General features: G+C 63.8%; 24 protein-coding genes and 1 tRNA gene. 17 read left to right on the forward strand and 8 right to left on the reverse strand.

The features are described from left to right. Window positions 1-19: 19 nt before the first annotated feature. Together glpK and ABID26_RS09545 are read left to right on the forward strand one after the other, a co-directional pair. Complete coding sequence (glpK, locus tag ABID26_RS09540; RefSeq protein WP_354415106.1) at window positions 20-1513, forward strand: glycerol kinase GlpK; 1494 nt, start codon at window positions 20-22, stop codon at window positions 1511-1513. A gap of 32 nt (window positions 1514-1545) precedes the next feature. Further along, the gene (locus ABID26_RS09545) at window positions 1546-2016 is read left to right on the forward strand and encodes a DUF6882 domain-containing protein (protein WP_126100457.1); all 471 of its coding nucleotides are present in this window, start codon (window positions 1546-1548) and stop codon (window positions 2014-2016) included. Between the two features lie 131 nt (window positions 2017-2147). Here ABID26_RS09545 and ABID26_RS09550 read toward each other — a convergent pair whose 3' ends face one another. Beyond that, window positions 2148-2618, reverse strand: a complete 471-nt coding sequence (locus ABID26_RS09550; RefSeq protein WP_126100456.1) for a BA14K family protein — start codon at window positions 2616-2618, stop codon at window positions 2148-2150. A 283-nt stretch (window positions 2619-2901) separates the two neighbouring features. On the opposite strand from ABID26_RS09550, the gene ABID26_RS09555 reads away from it, so the two are divergent. Further along, window positions 2902-2977, forward strand: a tRNA-Lys gene (locus ABID26_RS09555). Between the two features lie 93 nt (window positions 2978-3070). Here ABID26_RS09555 and ABID26_RS09560 read toward each other — a convergent pair. Beyond that, window positions 3071-3961, reverse strand: a complete 891-nt coding sequence (locus ABID26_RS09560; protein ID WP_292299330.1) for an FHA domain-containing protein — start codon at window positions 3959-3961, stop codon at window positions 3071-3073. Window positions 3962-4338: 377 nt separating this feature from the next. On the opposite strand from ABID26_RS09560, the gene ABID26_RS09565 reads away from it, so the two are divergent. From ABID26_RS09565 to ABID26_RS09575, 3 genes are all read left to right on the forward strand, one after another. Further along, complete coding sequence (locus tag ABID26_RS09565; protein ID WP_126100454.1) at window positions 4339-4878, forward strand: DnaJ domain-containing protein; 540 nt, start codon at window positions 4339-4341, stop codon at window positions 4876-4878. Window positions 4879-4938: 60 nt separating this feature from the next. Then, a complete protein-coding gene (locus ABID26_RS09570) occupies window positions 4939-5124 on the forward strand; it encodes a hypothetical protein (protein WP_126100453.1) in 186 nt (61 codons plus the stop codon). 309 nt (window positions 5125-5433) lie between these two features. Next, a complete protein-coding gene (locus ABID26_RS09575) occupies window positions 5434-6579 on the forward strand; it encodes a hypothetical protein (protein WP_126100452.1) in 1146 nt (381 codons plus the stop codon). Between the two features lie 7 nt (window positions 6580-6586). Here the strand turns inward: ABID26_RS09575 and dprA are convergent, their stop codons facing one another. The 4 genes from dprA to ABID26_RS09595 form a co-directional block, all read right to left on the reverse strand. Next, window positions 6587-7723, reverse strand: coding sequence for a DNA-processing protein DprA (gene dprA / locus ABID26_RS09580; protein ID WP_354415112.1), 1137 nt, complete (start codon window positions 7721-7723; stop codon window positions 6587-6589). Continuing rightward, entirely contained in the window at window positions 7720-8301 is a 582-nt protein-coding gene (plsY, locus tag ABID26_RS09585) for a glycerol-3-phosphate 1-O-acyltransferase PlsY (RefSeq protein WP_292299335.1), read from the reverse strand. Before plsY ends, dprA begins: the two co-directional genes overlap by 4 nt. 66 nt (window positions 8302-8367) lie before the next feature. After that, on the reverse strand, window positions 8368-9654 hold the full coding sequence (locus tag ABID26_RS09590) for a dihydroorotase (protein WP_292299337.1): 1287 nt from the start codon (window positions 9652-9654) through the stop codon (window positions 8368-8370). Further along, window positions 9651-10631 (reverse strand): aspartate carbamoyltransferase catalytic subunit, encoded by a 981-nt coding sequence (locus ABID26_RS09595; RefSeq protein ID WP_126100448.1) that lies wholly within the window; start codon window positions 10629-10631, stop codon window positions 9651-9653. The genes ABID26_RS09590 and ABID26_RS09595 overlap by 4 nt, the downstream gene beginning before the upstream one ends. A gap of 177 nt (window positions 10632-10808) precedes the next feature. Here ABID26_RS09595 and ABID26_RS09600 point away from each other — a divergent pair, with 177 nt between their 5' ends. The 3 genes from ABID26_RS09600 (at window position 10809) to ABID26_RS09610 (ending at window position 13494) form a co-directional block, all read left to right on the forward strand. Next, window positions 10809-12437, forward strand: coding sequence for a DNA alkylation response protein (locus tag ABID26_RS09600; RefSeq protein ID WP_354415115.1), 1629 nt, complete (start codon window positions 10809-10811; stop codon window positions 12435-12437). 155 nt (window positions 12438-12592) lie between these two features. Next, window positions 12593-13153, forward strand: a complete 561-nt coding sequence (locus tag ABID26_RS09605) for a hypothetical protein (protein WP_292299341.1) — start codon at window positions 12593-12595, stop codon at window positions 13151-13153. Beyond that, a complete protein-coding gene (locus ABID26_RS09610; protein ID WP_126100445.1) occupies window positions 13153-13494 on the forward strand; it encodes a DUF6105 family protein in 342 nt (113 codons plus the stop codon). The genes ABID26_RS09605 and ABID26_RS09610 overlap by 1 nt, the downstream gene beginning before the upstream one ends. Here ABID26_RS09610 and ruvX read toward each other — a convergent pair. Beyond that, entirely contained in the window at window positions 13436-13918 is a 483-nt protein-coding gene (gene ruvX / locus ABID26_RS09615; RefSeq protein WP_292344719.1) for a Holliday junction resolvase RuvX, read from the reverse strand. The two genes, ABID26_RS09610 and ruvX, sit on opposite strands and share 59 nt — an antisense overlap. A 107-nt stretch (window positions 13919-14025) precedes the next feature. Here ruvX and ABID26_RS09620 point away from each other — a divergent pair, with 107 nt between their 5' ends. The 6 genes from ABID26_RS09620 to ABID26_RS09645 all read left to right on the forward strand — a co-directional run bounded on the left by ABID26_RS09620 (window position 14026) and on the right by ABID26_RS09645 (window position 18524). Beyond that, window positions 14026-14733, forward strand: coding sequence for a metal-dependent hydrolase (locus tag ABID26_RS09620; RefSeq protein ID WP_292299345.1), 708 nt, complete (start codon window positions 14026-14028; stop codon window positions 14731-14733). 30 nt (window positions 14734-14763) lie between these two features. Continuing rightward, on the forward strand, window positions 14764-15177 hold the full coding sequence (locus ABID26_RS09625; RefSeq protein ID WP_292299347.1) for a hypothetical protein: 414 nt from the start codon (window positions 14764-14766) through the stop codon (window positions 15175-15177). A gap of 105 nt (window positions 15178-15282) precedes the next feature. Next, window positions 15283-15570 carry an Asp-tRNA(Asn)/Glu-tRNA(Gln) amidotransferase subunit GatC gene (gene gatC / locus ABID26_RS09630; protein ID WP_292299349.1) on the forward strand — a complete coding sequence of 96 codons (288 nt, stop codon included), beginning with the start codon at window positions 15283-15285 and terminating at the stop codon, window positions 15568-15570. Window positions 15571-15573: 3 nt separating this feature from the next. Continuing rightward, window positions 15574-16032: a GNAT family N-acetyltransferase gene (locus ABID26_RS09635; RefSeq protein WP_292299351.1), complete on the forward strand. Its 459-nt coding sequence runs from the start codon at window positions 15574-15576 to the stop codon at window positions 16030-16032. Continuing rightward, a complete protein-coding gene (locus tag ABID26_RS09640; protein ID WP_292299352.1) occupies window positions 16032-17597 on the forward strand; it encodes an amidase in 1566 nt (521 codons plus the stop codon). Before ABID26_RS09635 ends, ABID26_RS09640 begins: the two co-directional genes overlap by 1 nt. Window positions 17598-17726: 129 nt before the next feature. Beyond that, window positions 17727-18524 (forward strand): YdcF family protein, encoded by a 798-nt coding sequence (locus ABID26_RS09645; RefSeq protein WP_292299354.1) that lies wholly within the window; start codon window positions 17727-17729, stop codon window positions 18522-18524. Here ABID26_RS09645 and ABID26_RS09650 read toward each other — a convergent pair. Beyond that, window positions 18473-19216: a DUF599 domain-containing protein gene (locus ABID26_RS09650; protein WP_126100437.1), complete on the reverse strand. Its 744-nt coding sequence runs from the start codon at window positions 19214-19216 to the stop codon at window positions 18473-18475. The genes ABID26_RS09645 and ABID26_RS09650 overlap by 52 nt on opposite strands. A gap of 175 nt (window positions 19217-19391) precedes the next feature. Between ABID26_RS09650 and ABID26_RS09655 the strand changes: the two genes are divergently transcribed. Continuing rightward, window positions 19392-20795, forward strand: a complete 1404-nt coding sequence (locus ABID26_RS09655) for an L-serine ammonia-lyase (RefSeq protein ID WP_292299355.1) — start codon at window positions 19392-19394, stop codon at window positions 20793-20795. A 79-nt stretch (window positions 20796-20874) separates the two neighbouring features. Continuing rightward, entirely contained in the window at window positions 20875-21312 is a 438-nt protein-coding gene (locus ABID26_RS09660; protein ID WP_126100433.1) for a DUF1489 family protein, read from the forward strand. The last annotated feature ends 68 nt before the right edge of the window (window positions 21313-21380 follow it).

Here is a 21380-nt window from a genome sequence, read left to right on the forward strand (position 1 = left end):
AGAAGTGGAGGGATGCGGAATGAGCGGTTTTGTGCTGGCCATCGACCAGGGGACGACCTCAACCAGGGCGATCCTGTTCGACGACAAGATGAAGGTAGCCGGCACCGGTCAGCAGGAATTCGCTCAACATTATCCGGCTTCCGGCTGGGTCGAACATGACCCGGAAGATATCTGGGCAAGCGTGATCGCGACTGTGAAGGCGGCGCTGAAGGCCGCCGGTCGGGCGGCATCGGACGTGGCCGCGATCGGCATTACCAACCAGCGCGAGACGGTCGTCATCTGGGACAAGGCGACCAGCAAGCCGATCCACAATGCGATCGTGTGGCAGGACCGCCGGACGGCGCCGCTCTGCCAGAAGCTCCGGAAGCAGGGGCTGGAGAAGAAGTTCACGCGCAAGACCGGGCTGCTGCTCGATCCCTATTTCTCCGGCACCAAGATCGCCTGGATGCTGGACAAGGTGAAGGGCGCGAGGAAGCGCGCCGAGAAGGGTGAATTGCTCGCCGGCACCATCGACAGTTTCCTGATCTGGCGGCTCACCGGTGGCAAGGTGCACGCCACCGATGCGACAAACGCCTCGCGCACGCTGATCTACAACATCGAGAAGAACGTCTGGGACGACGAGCTGCTGTCCACCCTGAACATACCGGCCGCGATCCTGCCGCAAGTGAAGGATTGCGCCGACGATTTCGGCGTCACCGAGAAGAGCCTTTTCGGCGCCGAGATGAGGATATTGGGCGTCGCCGGCGACCAGCATGCGGCGACCATCGGCCAGGCCTGTTTCGAGCCCGGCATGATGAAATCCACCTACGGCACCGGCTGCTTCGCGCTACTCAACACCGGCGCCGACCTGGTGCGCTCGAAGAACCGGCTCTTGACCACCATCGCCTACCGGCTGAACGGCAAGACCACCTACGCGCTGGAAGGCTCGATCTTCATTGCGGGCGCGGCCGTGCAATGGCTGCGTGACGGCATCAAGGTGATCGGCAAGGCCGAGCAGAGCGGTGCGCTTGCTGCGACCGCCGATCCAGCGCAGCAGGTCTATCTGGTGCCGGCCTTCGTCGGGCTCGGCGCGCCGCACTGGGATGCGGATGCGCGCGGCGCCATCTTCGGCCTGACGCGCAATTCCGGCCCGGCGGAGTTCGCGCGCGCCGCGCTCGAATCCGTCGCCTTCCAGACGCGTGACCTGCTCGACGCCATGCGCAAGGACTGGAAAGGCGCTTCCGCCAAGACCGTGCTTCGGGTCGACGGCGGCATGGTGGCTTCGGACTGGACCATGCAGCGGCTGGCCGATATCCTCGACGCGCCGGTCGACCGCCCGACCATCCTGGAGACGACCGCGCTGGGCGCCGCCTGGCTTGCCGGATCGAAAGCCGGCGTGTGGCCGAAGGCGAAGGAATTCGCCAAGACCTGGGCGCTCGACCGGCGGTTCAAGCCGGACATGGATGCCGCCACCCGCACGGCGAAGCTGGCGGGATGGCGCGACGCTGTGCGCCGGACGCTGAGCGTGCGATAAGCAGGTGGGGGGCAGATCGCGTGGGGTAGGGGATGAATCCGGACTGGTATGTTGCCTGGCGCGAGGAGGCTTTTGAACAGCTTCGTGCGAAGAACAAGCGCTTGCAGGATGACTTTCACCTCGGCAGTTGGTCCCGCTATGACTACGACCTGAAGGCTGGAAAGCTTCTGTTCTCAGAAGAAGGCGTCGTCAAGGTCGCCTCGGAGATCCAGATCGCCGGCTCTACTAGTGCCAAAGCTGGCAACTGGCTCTGGGCCTGGGCAAATTCGAATTGGCCTCTCGAACTTGTAACCGACGCACAGTTAGCTCGGTCGTTCGGGGAGCAGCACCGTATCGGCGAGCTAACCCAGGACTATCTGAAGGACGATGACCTGAATGCACTCGGTTGGGAATTGACCTCTGCAGTGACTCGTATCTGCAACGCTTGCGGAGCCTACCGTTCTCCTCCCGATGACGGTGTGGGCCTCTATCTGATCTTAAAGAGCGTCAGTTGGGCAAGCTAATCGAAGTGTTGCGCCTCCCGGTTAGTAGAGACCCGAGAGCACCAGCGGAACTTTGATTACCTCACTCAATAACAAGCCCGCGCCGTTGCCGGCACGGGCTCTTTCAGTCTCCCGTGTGCGATCCGATCAGGTCAGTAAGGCGAAACGCACTGCCGACGCGGGCCGCTGTTGGGCTGGAAGGTATTGTCCGAGGCGCGATAGGAGCGGTAACGGTCATAGCACCACTGCACATGCGCATCGCCACCGCGGTAGACTCGGTTCTGGCTGTTGACGATCGCGCCGGTGATCAGCGCGCCGGTGGCGAAGGCAGCCAGCGGGAACCAGAAGTCGCCATGACGGCGATAGCCGCGGTGGTATTCGCGATAGCCGCGATGGCCGCGCCAGTACACGTCACCGTTGCGCGAATAAACCCGGTCACGGGAAAAACTGCGATTGAAACTGCGGTGCCTGCGCCAATCCTGGTATTGCACGGTCTGAACGTCCGATGAGAGACCTTGGCCGAGCGGCGTGTAGGTTGGCTGCGCGTTGACCGGCACGATCTCCGCCGCGGCGAACGAAACCGATAGCACACTGGCCAGCAGGCCTGTTGTGATTCTGTTCATGACTTTCTCCTCGCAGGTTGGTTGCCGTCGCCTGTGGGAAGAAAAACGGGCGGCATATGCAATTGTTCCGGGAAAAGCACCGGGCCGCTGTTTTGCAGTCCTGCCGCTGGTCCTGCCATGAGAAACCTTTTCGGTTCCCAGGCCGAGGCTTCGCAAACGCGGTCCGAACAGGCGCTGGGGCAGTGGAAAAACCCGGCCTGCAAGCCATCTTTTTCCGGTTGACCGGTTGATGCACTCTCCCTATGTTCCGCGCAATTTCGAGGGCGGCGTTTCCTGCCCGCGGGAGCGCGTAGCTCAGCCGGTAGAGCAACTGACTTTTAATCAGTAGGTCATGGGTTCGAATCCCATCGCGCTCACCAAGATTTCTGTTCCAGATCGGTATAGCCGAGATCCTAGTGCACGAAGGAGACGAGCCAAATGCCTTCGCCGGTCGGCTGTCGCGTCCGGCCGGGTCAGCCTGAGACAATTTCGTAGTGAAGAACCTGGGCGTCGCGAAGGGACGACCTCATTCCAGGCGAGATGTCGCCGGAGCCGAAGAGGAGAATATCTTCGCGGCGTACGAATACTTCATGGCCGGGCCCCATCGACACAAATGTGCCCGACGAGCTTCGCTCGATAAGCCGCGCCTTGCCATTTGAAATGGTGAAGGTCGCGTGGTGTCGCGAGACCCAGGGCCGCTGGACAACGATATCGCATTCCGGAGATCGGCCGATCGTCACGAATTCGTTGTTTCGGCAGGATCGCAACTGATCTCCATAGCGGATGACCAGAATGATCTGCCGCGGCGGGGCGGAGCGCCTGTCGATAATGGTGCCCCGGCTGGCGATGTGTGTACTGCGGTTCCCATCGTCGCTCCCCAGGGTATAGACATCGAAGAGTTCCTGCTTCCCCTTGAAGGCCATTTTGTCGAGAAGCCGCAAGGCACTGCGGCTGCCCGCAGAAAGCGCTTCGAAGAAGTTCTGGCTGATCAGCACCTCCCCGGGGTTGGCCGTGGTGGACAGCCTTGCGGTGACATTGACAACGTCGCCAAATACCGCGCCCCGCGCGCGAATAACCGCCCCGAAATGCAATCCGATCCGGGCGCTCAACGGCCCTTTCGTCAGTTGGCTGCTGATTTGGCAGACGGCCCTCAGCGCCCCCTCCGGACTCTCGAACAGGCTGAGCACGTCATCGCCCTTCGAGTGAATGAAATCACCGCCGTGCCGGGCGACGATATCGCGCATCGCGTCCAGGCAATCCGAGATCTGCTGCAGAGCGGCATCGTCGCCGATGCGCTCATAGAGCGGCGTGCTGCCCACGACATCAGCTAACAGGACTGCGGCTAGAACTGTTTCCTGATCCATCGATCTCGTATCCGCGCCGAGAGCGCAGCGTATGTATATAACACACCAAGGTGCCTTTAACTTATCTACTTGCGCGCCTGAGGCCGGGGCGGTGCTTCGGCGCGATCGTTTTGGACGGACGGGCGTCTGCCTTCCCTCATCCCTCAAAATCACGCGCTTTTCCCATCGGATCTGCACTAGGCGCCGGAAACGGAATGTGTGGACCTGCTCTCCCGTCGAAGAAATCCAACGAGAATTATGGTCGCCGGCGATCGGCAAGGCCATCCGGAGTGCTTGTTTACGATGGTGCGGGAAGCCCGCTTGCATGGGCAGAACGGTTGCGCGATGCTGCCGTTGGGGAGTGGTGTTCGCAATGTCGATTCTGTGAAAGCACCACTATGTTCATTGATTACTACGAACTTCTGGAAATCAGTCCGAACGCGAATTCGGAAACGATTGAACGGATATTTCGTTATTTTGCCATGCGTTATCATCCCGATAATCGGGACACCGGCAATGAGTCACGCTTCAGCGAAATCGTAGAGGCCCATAATACGCTCAAAGATCCGGTCAAACGCGCCCAATACGACATCCAGTATAAAGACCATTTGAGCCTTAGGCGCGAGCTGAGCGAGGAAGCGAGCAACACCAAAGGGCTTGAACGGGACATCGTCATTCAGGCCAAACTGCTGTCGCTGCTCTATGTAAAACGCCGGCAAGACGTCAACAATCCCGGCATTGGCGATGAAGAGCTCGAACGCTTGTCGGGCTGCCCGCGAGAACATCTGGAGTTTCATCTCTGGTATCTGAAGGCAAAGGGCTGGATAGCCAGGATCGAGAACGGGATGTTCGCGATCACCGTGGATGGCATCGATCGCGCCAATTCCGAACATCGTCGTGAAACCGCCGCGACTAGGTTGCTTGATCATACAAAATGAAAGGCATTTCGAGGTTCCGGGCTGCCACCGGTAAGTGGGCGTCCAGGGGAGGGGATAAAATTGTCCGAGAAGAAGGTGATCGCGGTCAAGGACTGGACCTGCGTCATGAGCGACGAGCTTGGCCGCGTGGCCTTGACGGTCAACCCGACTGACGGCGAGCCGATCCTGGTTTTGATGACCATCTTCCAGGCGGCGAAGATGGGGCGCGAACTGCAGTCGCCGAAACGCGCGCAGTCCCCAATCTAGGTCGTAGGCCGGCTGCCGTCGCGCAACTGGATCGTTCCCCGGAGACGGGTTTGGACAATTGGCGATACGATACTCGTTCTGGGCAGTGGCGGAAGCGCGCGGCGCGTGGCCGGCGGTGGCGCCCTTCTCGCAACGCCGTGACATGGGCGCTGATTGTGTCGGCTATTGCGACCTTTTCCATCCTGATAGCACTAAAAGCCGGCTAGCGAGGCTCGGTCCTCCATCGCCGCGGCTGTGGTTCGGAGCAGTTCCAACCTTGTGACCAGAGCGGCCGATGGTTAAGGTCGGTCCCCCGAAGGAGGCTCGACCATGGCACTTGACCTTTCGGTAGATGCGTCAGCCGCCAAGGCGGCGGCGCCACCTGGCAAGTATCTCTTCGGCCCGGTCGCCGACTTCCTCATGCTCGGCGGCGGCGCGTTTCTGGTCCTGCCGATTCTGCTGTTGGTGCCGCTCAAATATGAAGGCCCCGTCGCCGCGACGATGGTCATCGTGGCTTACCTGGTGAACTATCCCCACTTCGCCCACTCCTACCAGATTTTCTACCGCAATTTCGGGCGCAAGGTGAGCGGGAACGGGTACGACAGGAGCCTGCAGCTTCGCTATATTTTTGCGGGCATTGTCGTTCCTGTGATCATGGGCGCATTCTTTGCGTATGGGGCGGCAACGGCGAACACGCGGCTGCTCGGATATGCGGCCAACGCGATGTTCTTCTTCGTGGGCTGGCACTACGTCAAGCAAGGCTACGGCATGCTGATGGTGGACGCCGTGCTGAAGCGCAAATTCTTCGGCGATCGGGACAAGAAGGTGCTGCTGGTCAACAGCTATGCCGTGTGGATCCTGGCATGGCTCCAGACGAACATGGCAGTCACTCAGGGAAAATATTACGGCCTGGAATATTACACGTTCGCGGCCCCTTCCTGGATCGCCAACATTGCCCTGCTGGCGGCCGTTGCCTCGACGGCGGCCACGGTTTTGATGCTGGTCAACCGCTGGCGAAAAAACGGCCGAGCGCTGCCGTATAACGGCATCGTGGCCTATGTCGCGTCGCTCTATCTGTGGATCCTGATTGCGAGGATAAACCCGCTCTGGTTGCTTGTGGTGCCGGCGCTCCACTCGCTGCAATACCTGGCGGTGGTCTGGCGTTACCAGACCAACGTCGAACGCGACGTCGCGGATGCGGCAAGAAATCCTGAACCGAAGATTCTATCCGTTCTCGGACCTCTCTACAGGCTTCGGGTCCTGGGATTTATCGTCGGTGGCGGTGCGCTTGGGTATCTCGGTTTCTGGCTGATCCCGTTCGCGCTGACGGCCTTGATCCCCTACGACAAGCAGGTTCTCGGTTCCTCGCTGTTCTTCTTCATCGTGCTGATCTTCATCAACGTGCACCACTATTTCCTGGACAACGTGATGTGGCGTCGCGGCAACCCGGAAGTGTCCAAATATCTGTTCCGGTAGGGGCGCTTCAGGAACGTCCCAGGACCAGCGACACATTCCCGCCAGCATGGCGCTCGAGCCGCGCGGCAAGATCGAGCTCCAACAGCACCATCGCGATCTGCGCGGCACTGAGCCCCGTGTGGCGAATGATCTCGTCCACGCCGACCGGTGTGGGGCCGAGCGCTTCCAGCACGTCGGCGCGCTCGTTCTCGCCGGGCGGCGGCATTGCCGACAGGTCGGGTGCCTCGGCGAGCGGCGCGGTCCTTGGCGGGCGAGTGCCGGCAAGAGGCGCCAGCGCGCCCAGGATGTCGGTCGCTTCGGTCACCAGCGTTGCGCCGTCCTTGAGCAGGGCGTTGCAGCCAGCGGCGCGCGGGTCGAGCGGCGAGCCCGGCACCGCGAAGACCAGCCGGCCCAGCTCGTTGGCGAGGCGGGCGCTGATCAGCGAGCCGGAGCGTTGCGCCGCCTCGACCACCACCAGCCCCATCGCCATCCCGGCGACCAGGCGGTTGCGACGCGGAAAATCCTGCGCGCGCGGCTGCCAGCCGAACGGCATTTCCGACACGATGGCGCCGCCGCGCTCGGCGATCTCCTCGCACAGTCCGGCGTTTTCGGGCGGGTAGGGGACATCGAGCCCGCCGGCGAGCACGCCGACCGTGCCGGTCGAAAGACTGCCCTGATGCGCCGCCGTGTCGATGCCGCGCGCGAGGCCCGACACGATGGCGTAACCGTCGCGGCCGAGATCGGCCGCCAGCATGCGCGCCATCTTGATGCCGGCGAGCGAGGCATTGCGGGCGCCAACGATCGCCACGGCCGGCAAGAGGAACACCGCGCCTTCGCCTTTCACCGCCAGCAGCGGCGGCGGGTTGTCCATGGTCTTCAGCATGGACGGGTAGTCGGCCTCGCCGATGCCGACGAAGCGGGCGCCGGCGCGCCGGGCCGCTTCCAACTCCGTTTCGGCTTCGGCGATGGAGGGAATGCGGACGATGCGGTTGGCGCCACCCGAGATCATCAGTTCCGGCAGCATTTCGAGCGCGGCTTCGGCCGAGCCGAAGCGATTGATCAGTTCGCGAAAAGAGGCCGGGCCGACATTGGGCGTGCGGATCAGCCGAAGCCAGCTCAGCCGCTGCCGGTCGCTGAGGCGCGGGCCGGCGGCAGGCCCGCTCATCCCTTCGCCCCGATCTTACCCTCGGTGCCGGCGAGAAGCCGCGAAATGTTGGCGCGATGCTTGATGAAGACGATCAGGCTCATCAGAGCGAAGAGGCCGGCAATCTGCGGCGTGCTGATGAAATAGAGCGCGATCGGCACCACGACCGCAGCCACTAGCGCCGCCAAGGAGGAGTAACGGAACAGGAAGGCCATGGCGAGCCAGACGACGGCGAAGACAACCATGCCCTGCCAGGCAAGGCCGAGCAGAACGCCGAGATAGGTGGCGACGCCCTTGCCGCCTCTGAAGCCGAGCCAGATCGGGAAGAGATGGCCAAGGAAGGCGGCGAAGCCGGCGAGAAGCCCGAAGTCCGGCGAGAAATGTCCGGCGATGAGCGCTGCCGCCGTGCCCTTCAGCGCGTCAAGCAGCAGCGTCGCCGCGGCGAGCGCCTTGTTGCCGGTGCGTAGAACATTGGTCGCGCCGATGTTGCCGGAGCCGATATTGCGCACGTCGCCCAGACCGGCCGCGCGGGTGATCAAGAGTCCGAACGGGATCGATCCGAGCAGATAGCCGAAGATGAGCGCGAGCACGTAACCCATTGTTTCCCCCGCATTTCCTATTTCAGTATCCGGATCGCGATACCGTCCCGGCTTGTCGGATGATGCTCAGGCCGAAAACACTGTGCGGCCCGCCACCATGGTTTGCAAGACCTTGCCCTGCAGGCGCGCGCCCTCAAAGCACGTGTTCTTGGAACGCGAGTGCAGGCCGCTCTCGCTGACGATCCATGGCTCGTCGAGGTCGACCACGGCGAGATCGGCCGACGCACCCGGCTTCAGCGTGCCGCCGGGCAGGCCGAACAATCTTGCCGGCGCGGTCGATAGCGTCTCGACCAGCCTCAGCAGCGGCACGTCGCCGTTGTGGTAGAGCCTAAGCGCCGCGCCAAGGAGCGTCTCCAGGCCGATCGCGCCGGCGGCGGCATCAGCGAAGGGCAGGCGCTTGGTGTCGACATCCTGCGGATCGTGTGAGGAGACGATGATGTCGATGGTGCCGTCCTTGATCGCCTCGATCATCGCCAGCCGGTCGTCCTCGGCGCGCAAGGGCGGGGTCAGCCGGAAGAAGGTGCGATATTCGCCGACATCGTTCTCGTTGAGCGAGAGATTGTGGATGGCGACGCCCGCGGTGACATTGGCGCCGTCCGTCTTTGCTCGGCTCACCGCTCCAACCGCCATCGCCGTCGAGATCTTGGCGGCGTGATAGGCGCCGCCCGTCAGCCGCGCCAGGGCAAGGTCGCGCTCCAGCGGGATGAGCTCGGCCTCGCGCGGAATACCGGAAAGCCCGAGCCAGCTCGCATAGAGGCCTTCGTTCATCACGCCGGACGAGGCGAGGTCGGCGTCCTGGGTCTCATGTGCGATCACACCGCCGAAGTCGCGCGCATAGGTCAGCGCCCGGCGCATCACCAGCGCATTGGCGATCGTGTGGCGGCCATCGGTGAAGGCGACGGCGCCGGCTTCGCGCAGCAGGCCGAACTCGGTCATCTCGCGGCCTTCGAGACCCTTGGTGACCGCCGCCGCCGGAAAAATGTTGACGCTCGCCGTGTCCCTTGCCGTGCGCAGCACGAACTCGACCAGCGCCACATTGTCGATCACCGGATTGGTGTCGGGCATCATGACGATGGAGGTGACGCCGCCGGCCGCCGCCGCGACGCTTGCCGAAGCGATCGTCTCGCGATGCTCGCCGCCAGGTTCGCCGATAAAGACGCGCGCATCGACGAGGCCTGGAATGATCGTCTTGCCGGCACAATCAATGACGACAGCGCCTTCGGGAGCGCCCTGGTTCAGCGCCGCCTTGCCGGCGGCGGCGATCTTGCGGCCCTCGACGATGATTGTGCCGATCTCATCGACGCCGCGCGAAGGGTCGACGATATGGGCCTTGCTGAAGACCGTCGCGCTCATGCGCCGCGCTCCTCGTGGTTGCGGCCCTCATCGTTGCGACGAGGATCTAGCAGCGCTTCCATCACCGCCATGCGCACGGCGACGCCCATCTCGACCTGTTCCTGGATGACGCTTTGCGGTCCGTCGGCGATTTCCGAGGCGATCTCGACGCCACGGTTCATCGGGCCCGGATGCATGACCAGCGCATCCTCCTTCGCCGCTTTCAGCTTCTCGGCGTCGAGGCCGAAATAGCGGAAATATTCGCGGATCGAAGGCACGAAGGCGCCTTCCATGCGCTCGCGCTGCAGGCGCAGCATCATCACCACGTCGGCATCCTTGAGGCCTTCGGCCATCGAGCGCGAGATGATCACCCCCATCCTATCGATGCCTGACGGCAGCAGCGTCGAGGGCGCGACGACGCGCACCTGCGCGCCGAGCGCGTTCAAGAGCATGATGTTGGAGCGGGCGACGCGCGAATGCAGGATATCGCCGCAGATCGCCACGATCAGCTTCGACAGCGGTCCCTTGGCGCGGCGTATGGTCAGCGCGTCGAGCAGCGCCTGCGTCGGATGCTCATGCGCGCCGTCGCCGGCATTGACCACGGAGCAGCCGACCTTTTGCGCCAGAAGGGCGGCCGCGCCCGCCGACTGGTGTCGGATGATCAAAATGTCCGGCCGCATGGCGTTGAGCGTCATGGCGGTGTCGATCAGCGTCTCGCCCTTCTTCACCGAAGAGCTTGCCACCGACATGTTCATGACGTCGGCGCCGAGCCTTTTTCCCGCGAGCTCGAAGGACGATTGCGTGCGGGTCGAGGCCTCGTAGAAAAGGTTGATCTGGGTACGGCCGCGCAGCGTCGAAGTCTTCTTTTCCGACTGCCGCGAGATCGCTACAGCCTGGTCCGCCCGGTCGAGCAACAGCTCGATATCGGCGGGGGAAAGATCACGGATGCCCAGAAGATGGCGGTGTGGAAAGAGCGGCAGGGACGAAGCGTCGGTCATCTCAAGGCGCTGCTATAGGGTGCGGTCCGGCCGGCCGCAAGCGCCAGCTTTGGATCGTGGGCTTTCTCCCCGGTATTTTCGTTGCGTGGCTTGGGCTATAACGCAGCAAATGGCTTCGGATTCGCGACCGCGGCCTTCGGACAAGTAAGGGCTTTTCTGCCAATTGAAGGACAGGGCGTGACCGACGACGTGATCAACCAGCCGCCGCCGCTGACAGGCGGCAACGCATGGCGGGGCGATCCGTTGCTCATCCAGCTTGCCGAGCGTTTTTCCGATCCGGTGCGCAAGGATCTCGACGGGCTCGGCCGGTTCGTCATGACGCAGGAGGCGCAGGAGCTTGCCCGCCTCGCCAACACCGATACGCCGAAGCTCAGGACGCATGACCGCCAGGGCCGCCGCATCGATCTGGTCGAATTCCATCCGGCCTATCACGCTTTGATGCGCCGCTCGATCGCCGGCGGCCTGCATTCCTCGGTCTGGGAAAACGGCGACGCCGAGATCGGCCGCCGGCACCAGGTGAGGGCGGCGCGCTTCTACCTGACCGCCGAACTGGAGACCGGACATCTCTGCCCCATCACCATGACCAGCGCTTCGCTGGCGGCGCTGATGGCGAGCCCAAAACTGTTCCGCGAATGGGCGCCGCGCGTGACCACGCGCAAATACGACCAGAGCCAGAAGCCGCCGGTGCAAAAGACCGGGCTGACGCTCGGCATGGGCATGACCGAAAAGCAGGGCGGCACCGACGTGCGCGCCAACATCACCAGGGCGGAGCGCATCGGCAGCGGTTTCTATCGGCTCACAGGCCACAAGTGGTTCATGTCGGCGCCGATGTCCGACGCCTTCCTGGTGCTTGCCCAGGCGTCGGAGGGGCTTTCCTGCTTTCTAGTCCCGCGCATCCTGGGTGACGGGTCCGGCAACGGTTTTCGCTTCCAGCGCCTGAAGGACAAGCTCGGCAACCGCTCGAACGCCTCGTCGGAAGTGGAATTCGTCAATGCCATCGGCGAGATGGTCGGCGAGCCGGGCGCCGGCATCAAGACGATCATGGACATGGTGACGCTGACCCGGCTCGACTGCGCGGTCGCGTCTTCGGCGATCATGCGGGCGGGGCTAGCCGAAGCCGTCCACCACGCGCGTCATCGCCAAGTGTTCGGCACCAATCTGATCGACCAGCCGCTGATGCAGCGCGTGCTGGCCGACATGGCGCTCGACGTCGCCGCCGCGACCGCGCTGTCGTTCCGCCTTGCGCGCTCCTTCGACGAGGCGGCGAGCGATCGCGGCGAGGCTGCCTTTGCCCGCGCCATGACGCCGGTGGTCAAATACTGGGTCTGCAAGATCGCGCCGCAGCTGCTGTACGAGGCCATGGAGTGCCTCGGCGGCAACGGTTACGTGGAGGAAGCGCCGCTCGCCCGTTATTATCGCGAGGCTCCGGTCAACGCGATCTGGGAAGGCTCGGGCAATGTGATGGCGCTGGACGTGCTGCGCGTGCTCGGCCGCGCGCCCGACCTGTTCGAGGAGGTTCTGGCCGGCATCGACCGCGACCTCGGCGCAGGCGGTCGGGGCACTATAGGTGTGCTCAAGGCGGCCATGCAGGTCGCTTCGACCGACCAAGGTTCGGCGCGCCTGCTGACCGAACAGCTGGCGCTGTCGGCGGCGGCGGCGGAGTTGCGCAGGCTCGGGGCAGGGCGCATTGCCGACGCCTTCGTCGAAACAAGGCTCGGCGGTCAATGGCGCACCACTTACGGCATGCTCGATTCGCGCCATGACGCCCGCATGATCATCGACACGCTCTATCCGCCCCTGACCTGAACAGGCCTGAACCGCGATCCGTCGCCGGCCTGTGGATGGCCGTTAACCTTAACAAATGGTTTCCATTGCGGGGAGCCTTCGCAGAGCCCACTCTGACGACCGGAGTAGGGAAGCGTTAACCATGAGCATCCCGTGCTCCGCCAGGCAGGAAGCGCATGCGGCACGTGTTGACATCATTTCTGGCCTTGCACTGGGCGGTCGTGTTCGCCCTGCTGGCCTATATCTGCATGGATGGGAATCGCGGCATCGCGTCGGCGCTCGGCGTGCTTGGCGTATCCGTGCAAAGCAGCCGCTTCCCGGGGCTCGAACACCCCGTCGTCGTGGCGCCGCTTTCGGTCGCGCTGCTGACTGTGGCGCTGCTGTTCTGCTGGGCTTTCGTCGAAACGCTGCTCAACATCGCGACAAGGCCGGATGCCGGCGACGCAGTGGTGCGGATCGCCTTCATCTCGGCCTCGTTCCTGCTTTCGGTCATCCTGATCGGCGGCGCCGCGCAAGGCATCAACGGGCTGTTCATGGTGGTCGCCATCCAGATGACGGCGCTGCTCGCCTCCTATGTAGCGGTGCTCGCCGAGCGGCGTTCGACGCTTGCCGCGATGACCTTGCATGAGGCCGACGCCCGCCTGACCGCCCATCGCATGGCGACGGGCGCGGCGCACAGCTCGCTGCTTTCCCGCATCTCCAGCCGGCCGGAAACCAGACCCGGAGGTCGCCGCTGATGCGCGCCTTGTTCGTATTCTGGGCGGCGCCGCTGGTCCTGTTCTGGGGCTGGTTCTTCCTGTCGCTCAACGACATGAATTTCGGCTATGTGATGCTCAGCCGCCAGCTGCACGACCTGGTCTTCCAGCTCTACGGCCAGATGCTCGGTATCGATCCGGCGATCATCCCGGGCATGGTGGCGCGGGCCTGCGTTTTCGACAGTTTTCTGCTTGCCGGACTGGTGGCGTTTCGCCGCCGGCGCCAGATCGCCGAATGGGTCAGGCGGCGCCGGGAAGGTCCGGTCAATCCAGACCGGCTCGGCCGAGCGACTGAAGTCGGTCCAGGGCTCCCTGCAGAATGAAGGCCGCCGCCGCCGAATCGATCTTGCCGGCGCGCTTCTTGCGCGAGAAATCCATCTCGATCAGCGTCCGTTCGGCTGCGACCGTCGACAGCCGCTCGTCCCACAGCACGAAGGGCAGGTCGGACAAAACAGCCATGTTGCGCGCAAAGGCGCGGGACTTTTGCGCGCGCGGGCCCTCTGACCCGTCCATGTTGACGGGAAGGCCGAGCACGATCGCGCCGACATTGTCCTTCTCGAGCTGAGCCAGCAACTGGGCGGCATCAGCTGAAAACTTCTTGCGCAGGATGACCGGGCGCGGATGAGCAAAGGACAGGCCACGGTCCGACACCGCGACCCCGATCGTCTTGTCGCCGAGATCGAGGCCGGCGAGCGTGCGGCCGCCGGCGAGCCGCGCCGGCAATTCCTCAATGTTGATGATGCTCAACAGCCCACCCCGGTCTTTCCCTGCGCGGCTTTTTGACGGGCCGCTGGACTTTCAATTTGCCGTCGGCGTTCTATCCTTTGATAACGGGAAAATCGAGGAACGCATTCATGAAACTCACCTGGTATGGCCATTCGGCATTCCGCATCGAGACAAAGGACGCCAACATCCTCATCGACCCCTATCTGGTCGGCAATCCGTCCTGGACGGGCGGCTGGGAAGGGCCCGCGGAAGGGGTGACGCATGTTCTCTTGACCCATGGCCACAACGACCATGTCAACGGCGCGATCGAAGTGCTGAAGAAAAGCGGCGCCATGCTGGCCGCGAATTTCGAGATCTGCATGTATCTGGTCGGCCAGGGCGTCAGCGACAAGAAGATCAATCCCGGCAATATCGGCGGCACCGTCGATTGCGGCCCCTTCACCGTCACCTTCGTCCAGGCGCTGCATTCTTCCTCGTTCGGCGGCCAGGACGGCACCAACACCTATCTCGGCAACCCGGGCGGGCTCGTGCTGCATTTCCCTCAGGACAAGACGCTCTACCACATGGGCGACACCGACATCTTCTCCGATATGGGGCTGATCAACGAATTGCATGAACCGAAGATCGGCATCGTGCCCATCGGCGACCGCTTCACCATGGGCGGCGCGGTGGCAGCCCTTGCCTGCCGTCGCTTTTTCAGCTTCGATACGGTCGTTCCCTGCCATTTCGGCACGTTCCCGATCATCGACCAGACCGCCGACAAATTCGTGGCCGGGATGGAAGGATCAGGGGTCAAGGTGGCGCTGCCCGAGATCGGCAGAGCAATTACGATCTAGGTCGTTGCATCAGGATACCGGAATAAAATCATGGCCTTGAGGCGGACTCTTTGTGTTTCGATGCTGGTCGCGGCGACGCCCGTGCCGGCGGCGGACGATTTTATCGAGGGCGTCTACCTGCAATCGGAGGAGCTCTGCGCGCAGGCCAAGAAGGACACGCTGCAGACCGTGATCGACGCCGGCAACATCGTATTGTCGGCCGATGGTTTGCAAGGGGTCGAATACAATTGCGAGTTCCTTCAGATCAGCAAGGCACAGGGCGCGACAAGCTGGGCGGTAACCGCGATCTGCCAGGAACCGGGTTATGTCTTCCCGGATGTGCTTTCGGTCACCCAGTTGAGTCCAAAGCAGATCGACCTCGTCTCGGTCCGACCGGCGGATAGCGAGCAAGCCGGCAACGGCGGCAGCTACTATCATTGCGAAGGCGTGGCACTGCCTCAGTAAGCGCCGAGCGGGCGACCGCGTGCTGATCGGTCCGGCACATGATCGATGTTGCGCCGCAAGCGTCGCGCCGCTATAGCCCGCACTGGTTTTCCCGAGGCGATAGACATGTCCGTTGATCTTCAGACCGTGAAGCGCGTCGCGCACCTTGCCCGTATTGCGGTGAGCGAGGAGGATGCCGAACGCATGACCGGCGAACTGAACGCCATTCTGGGCTTCGTCGAGCAACTGAACGAGGTCGACGTCTCGGGCGTCGAGCCGATGACCTCGGTGACGCCGATGGAGATGAAGAAGCGGGAGGACGTCGTCACCGACGGCAGCAAGGCAGCCGACATCGTCGCCAACGCGCCGGCGACCGAAGAAAACTTCTTCCTCGTCCCCAAAGTCGTGGAGTAAGGCGTGGCTGTCGAGATCGCCGTCGAGACGCCCTTGCAGGACGACGTGCGCGCGCTGGTCGCGGAGCTCAACGCCACGCTGCTCGAACTGACGCCGCCGGAGCATTGCTACCACCTGACCGTCGAGCAGATGGCCGGCAAGGACACGACCGTGTTCATCGCCCGCGACGGCGGCCTTGCCGTCGGCTGCGGCGCGCTGAAGCGCCATGACAACGCGACCGGCGAGGTCAAGCGCATGTACACGCGGCCCTCGCATCGTGGCCAGAAGATCGGCGCGCAAATCGTCGCGCGGGTCGAGTCGCTGGCGCGGCAGGAAGGGCTGAAGCGACTGGTTCTCGAAACCGGCGACCGCCACCCCGCCGCCTGGACCGTCTATGAGCGCGCCGGTTTCTTGCGTTGCGGCCCGGTGCTGGATTATCCCGACTCCGAGTGGTCGGTGTTTTACGAAAAGAGCCTTGCCTGATGAGCGACCTCACACACCTCACCATTTCCGAGGCCCGCGCCAAGCTGCGCGGCAAGGAGATTTCCGCTGCCGAGATCACGGAAGCCTATCTCTCGGCGATCGAGCGCGCCAACCCGGTGCTCAATGCCTATGTCGCGGTGACCGGCGACAAGGCGCGCGACATGGCCAAGGCCTCCGACGCCAAGCTTGCCAAAGGCGAGGGCGGCGCTCTGGAAGGCATTCCGCTCGGCATCAAGGACCTGTTCGCAACCGAAGGCATCCATACCCAAGCCTGCAGCCATGTGCTGGACGGTTTCCAGCCGCGCTACGAATCGACCGTCACCAGCAATCTCTGGGCCGACGGCGCCGTCATGCTCGGCAAGCTCAACATGGACGAGTTCGCCATGGGCTCCTCCAACGAGACCTCCTATTACGGCCCGGTCATCAACCCGTGGCGGCGCTCGCGCCTCGACACGGTGGTGATGCCGACGACGCATCAGGGCGACGGCGGCTTCGTCTCGGCCGGTGGCGCGAAGACGGCGCGCACGCTGGACAATGCGCAGTTGGTGCCGGGCGGCTCCTCCGGCGGATCGGCTTCGGCCGTTGCCGCCTTCCTCTGCGCCGGCGCCACCGCGACGGACACCGGCGGCTCGATCCGCCAGCCCGCCGCCTTCACCGGTACGGTCGGCATCAAGCCGACCTATGGCCGCTGCTCGCGCTGGGGCGTGGTCGCCTTCGCTTCCTCGCTCGACCAGGCCGGTCCGATCGCGCGCGACGTGCGCGACGCCGCCATCCTGTTGAAGTCGATGGCCTCCTCCGACCCGAAGGACACGACTTCGGTCGACCGGCCGGTGCCGGATTACGAAGCGGTGATCGGCAAGCCGATCAAGGGCATGAAGGTCGGCATTCCGAAGGAATACCGTGTCGAGGGCATGCCTGAGGACATCGAGGCGCTGTGGCAGAAGGGCATTGCCTGGCTGAAGGAAGCCGGCGCCGAGATCGTCGACATCTCGCTGCCGCACACCAAATACGCGCTGCCGGCCTACTATATCGTGGCGCCGGCCGAAGCCTCGTCCAACCTGGCGCGCTATGACGGCGTGCGCTACGGGTTGCGCGTGCCCGGCAAGGACATCGTCGACATGTATGAGAAGACGCGCGCCGCCGGCTTCGGCCGCGAGGTCAAGCGCCGCATCATGATCGGCACCTATGTGCTGTCGGCAGGCTATTACGACGCCTATTACCTGCAGGCGCAGAAGGTGCGTACGCTGATCAAGCGCGATTTCGAGAACGTCTTCGCCGCCGGCGTCGACGTCATCCTGACCCCGGCAACGCCGTCGGCCGCATTTGGCGTTGCGGACGAGGACATGAACTCCGATCCCGTGAAAATGTACCTCAACGACATCTTCACCGTGACAGTGAACATGGCCGGCCTGCCAGGCATCTCGGTGCCCGCCGGCCTCGACGGCAAGGGGTTGCCGCTCGGCCTGCAGCTCATCGGCCGGCCGTTCGACGAGGAGACGCTGTTCCAGACTGCCCATGTCATCGAACAGGCGGCGGGCAAATTTCAGCCGGAAAAGTGGTGGTAGCGTCGTCCCTCATCTAGCTCGTGATCCCGAAGGTCGGAATCGATTTTCGAAAGGATCACGAGCAAAATCAAAGCGTTATGGCGCCCTTTGCGCGTCCAAAGGGCGCGCGGCGCTGTAATGGGGTGAGGGATGTTCTACTATCTTTCCAAGATCCTCTGGTTCTTCATCCAGCCGCTCAACCTGGCGATTTTCCTGCTGCTGGCCGGACTGGTGGCGGCGCTTTTCGGTCGTCGGCGGCTCGCTGCCACCGGCAGCGTGCTGGCCTTTCTGATCCTTGCGCTATCTGCTTGGACCTCGCTGGGCGCGATGATGCTCAATCCGCTGGAAGAGCGCTTCCCCAAGCCGCCGCTGCCGGAGAGGGTCGACGGCATCGTTGTCCTTGGCGGCGGCTTCGAGGGCGCCATCAACCTTGCGCGCGGCGGCTATGAGCTGAACAGCGGCGGCGATCGCATGGTGGAGACGGCGATCCTCACCAGGCGCTTCCCGCAGGCGAAAGTGGTCGTCTCCGGCGGCAATGGCGAGCTTTTCCTTGACGGCGAAGGCGATGCCGACACCGCGCCGCGCCTGCTCGGCGCGCTCGGTGTTGCGCCTGAGCGCCTGCTCCTCGAGAACAAGTCGCGCAACACCTATGAGAATGCCGTCTTCTCCCGCCGGCTGGTCGAACCTAAGCCGGGCGAGATCTGGCTGCTGGTGACCTCGGCTTTCCATATGCCGCGCGCCAAGGCGCTGTTCGACAAGGCAGGTTTTCCGACGCTTCCCTGGCCGGTAGACTACCGCACCTCGGGCAAGGAGGGGATCGGTCTGTTCCGCGATAACCCTGCCGATTCGTTGCAGGCGACTACGACGGCAATCCGCGAATGGATCGGGCTTTTCGCCTACTGGCTGTCTGGCCGGATCGATGAGCCTTTCCCGGCGCCGGGCGGCTGACCGAGCACCGCCTGGCGCGCGGCCGAGAAGAATTGGCGGCGCACCAGCACCGCCAGCAGCACGAGCGTCGAGATCACGAAGACGACCGGGTCGACGAACCAGCCGAGATAGCCGATCGAGAAAAAGACGGCGCGCAGGCCGGAGTTGAAGTGCTTTCCGGCAAGCACGTTCATGCGCGTCGCGCGCCAGACCGCGGTTTCGCTGATCGGGTTGCGCGAGGCCGCTCCATGCGGGATCGGCACGGCCCCGATCAGGATCGAGCAGTAGTTGAACAGCCGGTAGGCCCAGCCGAACTTGAAGAAGGCGAAGGCGAGGATCAGCACCAGGCCGAACACCTTGGTCTGGAAGGCTTCGCGCGACGAAGCCGCACCGAACGGCAGGTCGGCCAGCACCTGGAGCACGCGGTCGGACGCGCCGAGCAGGGCAAAGCAGCCGCCGAGCGCGATCAGCGAGCTCGAGGCAAAGAAGGCGGTGCCTTGCTGCAGGCCGGTCATGATGGCGGTGTCGACGATGCGCACCTCGCGCTCCGCCATGTTGCGCATCCAGGCCTCGCGCTGGGCGTTCATCGCCGTCGTCAACGACACGCGGCTGACGAGCCTACCGTCCGAGGCCAGCGTGTGCAGCACCCAGACAGCCAGAAAGAAGGCCAGCGTCGCCAGATCGGCGGCCGAAAGATGGATGGAATCGCCCATGCATTCTTCTACCACAGGCCGAGCCGGCCCTTCGATGGCGCATACGAGCACCTGGCGATGTCGCTGCCGGAGCAAACAAGGTCGGCAGACGCCGCGCCGTCACACGCAAAACAGCGGAAACATCACGGGAATTCCTATATGTAATTTTTGAGCGGCCTTCAGGAGACAACGGCGCGTGTTCCTTTCGGTTTTCGACCTGTTCAAGATCGGCATCGGCCCATCGAGCTCGCATACGATGGGGCCGATGACGGCCGCGCGCCGCTTCCTCGACGAAATCCTGGCCGGCGACTGGCCGCGCCCGGCCGGCGTCAAGGTCGATCGCATCGGCGCCAGCCTGCACGGATCGCTCGCCTATACCGGCATCGGCCATGGCTCGGACCGCGCCGTCATTCTCGGCCTTGCCGGCGAGACGCCGCAGACGGTCGATCCGGACGAGGCGGACGGCATCGTTGCCCGCATCGGCGCGGACAGACGGATTTCGCCGCCTGGACATCCGTCCTATCGCTTCGACCCCGCCAAGGACCTGGTGCTCGACCGCAAGACGCCGCTGACCGGCCACGCCAACGGCATGGCCTTCTATGCCTATGACGCATCCGACCGGCTGCTGCTCAAGCGCATCTATTATTCGATCGGCGGCGGCTTCGTCGTCTCCGAGGAAGAATTGCAGCGCATGAAGGCCAAGGGCTCGGTGACGACCGAAGGCAAGAAGGTGCCGTACCCGTTCAAGAACGCCGTCGAGATGCTGGCGATGGCGGCCAAGAGCGGGCTTTCCATCGCCGAGATGAAGCGCGCCAACGAGGAGAAGCACATGTCGCGCGAGGAGCTCGACGCCGGCCTCGACGCGATCTGGAGCGCCATGAAGGGCTGCATCGACCGCGGCCTGTCGCAGGACGGCATCATGCCCGGCGGGCTGAAGGTACGCCGCCGTGCGCGCCAGCTGCACGACAAGCTGCAGCAACAGTGGCAGCAGAACCGGCCCAATCCCTTGCTCGCCAATGACTGGCTGTCGATCTATGCCATGGCGGTCAATGAGGAGAATGCGGCCGGCGGGCGCGTGGTGACTGCCCCGACCAATGGTGCTGCAGGAACGCTGCCGGCGGTGCTGCGCTATTGGTTGCATTTCCATCCCGAAGCCGACCAACCGAGCATCCGCGACTTCCTGCTGACGGCAGCCGCTGTCGGCGGCATCATCAAGTCCAACGCCTCGATCTCGGGCGCCGAGGTCGGCTGCCAGGGCGAGGTGGGCTCGGCCTCGGCGATGGCGGCGGCGGGCCTCTGTGCCGTCATGGGCGGCACGCCGGAGCAGGTCGAGAACGCCGCCGAGATCGCGCTCGAGCATCATCTCGGCATGACCTGCGATCCCGTGGGCGGGCTGGTGCAAGTACCCTGCATTGAGCGCAATGCGCTCGGTGCGGTCAAAGCGGTGACCGCTGCTTCGCTCGCCATCAAGGGCGACGGCACGCATTTCGTGCCGCTCGACGCGGCCATCGAGACCATGCGCCAGACCGGCCTCGACATGAACGAGAAATACAAGGAAACCAGCCTCGGCGGGCTTGCGGTCAACGTCGTCGAGTGCTGATTGAGCCGACAGCCTTTCTTGCCTGTGCAAAACCGCTCGGGGCGTTGAACCCCCATCATGCGGTCGCTAGATTGCGGGCATGTCTCTCAATCTCATCAAGCTCTGTGTCGGCTGCGACAGCGTCGAGGACCTGGAAGAGTGGATTGCCTTCCGTCTCGATGAGCGGCGGCGCGCCGGGGAGCCGGCCGAGCATTGGCACACCACGCGCATGGTGCCGACGCGCGGCGGGGAGATCATCGATGGCGGCTCGCTCTATTGGGTGATCAAGGGCAACGTCCAGTGCCGGCAATTGATCACCGAGATCCGGCCTTTCACCGACGGCGAAGGCATAGGCCGCTGCCATCTGGTGCTTGATCCCGAAGTGGTGCGCACCGACTGGCAGCCGCGCCGCGCCTTCCAGGGCTGGCGCTATCTCAAGCCTTCCGACGCCCCGGCCGATCTCGGCAAGGGCAAGGCGGCACTCGCCGAAATGCCGCCGAAACTGCGGCTGGAACTCGCCGAACTGGGGCTGCTTTAATCCAGGTCAAACCAATCGTTGCGTCGCTGGCCCTTCGGCTGGTTCGGTGTGGGGCTTGCAAGAGCTGC

It is taken from the genome of Mesorhizobium shonense (genome assembly GCF_040545255.1).
In the GTDB taxonomy this organism is placed as follows: Bacteria; Pseudomonadota; Alphaproteobacteria; order Rhizobiales; family Rhizobiaceae; genus Mesorhizobium; species Mesorhizobium shonense.

Coding starts and splice junctions, on each gene's coding strand:
- glpK (WP_354415106.1), top strand. CDS start 20: ATGAGCGGTTTTGTGCTGGCCATCGACCAGGGGACGACCTCAACCAGG.
- ABID26_RS09545 (WP_126100457.1), top strand. CDS start 1,546: ATGAATCCGGACTGGTATGTTGCCTGGCGCGAGGAGGCTTTTGAACAG.
- ABID26_RS09550 (WP_126100456.1), bottom strand. CDS start 2,618: ATGAACAGAATCACAACAGGCCTGCTGGCCAGTGTGCTATCGGTTTCG.
- ABID26_RS09560 (WP_292299330.1), bottom strand. CDS start 3,961: ATGGATCAGGAAACAGTTCTAGCCGCAGTCCTGTTAGCTGATGTCGTG.
- ABID26_RS09565 (WP_126100454.1), top strand. CDS start 4,339: ATGTTCATTGATTACTACGAACTTCTGGAAATCAGTCCGAACGCGAAT.
- ABID26_RS09575 (WP_126100452.1), top strand. CDS start 5,434: ATGGCACTTGACCTTTCGGTAGATGCGTCAGCCGCCAAGGCGGCGGCG.
- dprA (WP_354415112.1), bottom strand. CDS start 7,723: ATGAGCGGGCCTGCCGCCGGCCCGCGCCTCAGCGACCGGCAGCGGCTG.
- plsY (WP_292299335.1), bottom strand. CDS start 8,301: ATGGGTTACGTGCTCGCGCTCATCTTCGGCTATCTGCTCGGATCGATC.
- ABID26_RS09590 (WP_292299337.1), bottom strand. CDS start 9,654: ATGAGCGCGACGGTCTTCAGCAAGGCCCATATCGTCGACCCTTCGCGC.
- ABID26_RS09595 (WP_126100448.1), bottom strand. CDS start 10,631: ATGACCGACGCTTCGTCCCTGCCGCTCTTTCCACACCGCCATCTTCTG.
- ABID26_RS09605 (WP_292299341.1), top strand. CDS start 12,593: ATGCGGCACGTGTTGACATCATTTCTGGCCTTGCACTGGGCGGTCGTG.
- ABID26_RS09610 (WP_126100445.1), top strand. CDS start 13,153: ATGCGCGCCTTGTTCGTATTCTGGGCGGCGCCGCTGGTCCTGTTCTGG.
- ABID26_RS09620 (WP_292299345.1), top strand. CDS start 14,026: ATGAAACTCACCTGGTATGGCCATTCGGCATTCCGCATCGAGACAAAG.
- ABID26_RS09625 (WP_292299347.1), top strand. CDS start 14,764: ATGGCCTTGAGGCGGACTCTTTGTGTTTCGATGCTGGTCGCGGCGACG.
- gatC (WP_292299349.1), top strand. CDS start 15,283: ATGTCCGTTGATCTTCAGACCGTGAAGCGCGTCGCGCACCTTGCCCGT.
- ABID26_RS09640 (WP_292299352.1), top strand. CDS start 16,032: ATGAGCGACCTCACACACCTCACCATTTCCGAGGCCCGCGCCAAGCTG.
- ABID26_RS09645 (WP_292299354.1), top strand. CDS start 17,727: ATGTTCTACTATCTTTCCAAGATCCTCTGGTTCTTCATCCAGCCGCTC.
- ABID26_RS09650 (WP_126100437.1), bottom strand. CDS start 19,216: ATGGGCGATTCCATCCATCTTTCGGCCGCCGATCTGGCGACGCTGGCC.
- ABID26_RS09660 (WP_126100433.1), top strand. CDS start 20,875: ATGTCTCTCAATCTCATCAAGCTCTGTGTCGGCTGCGACAGCGTCGAG.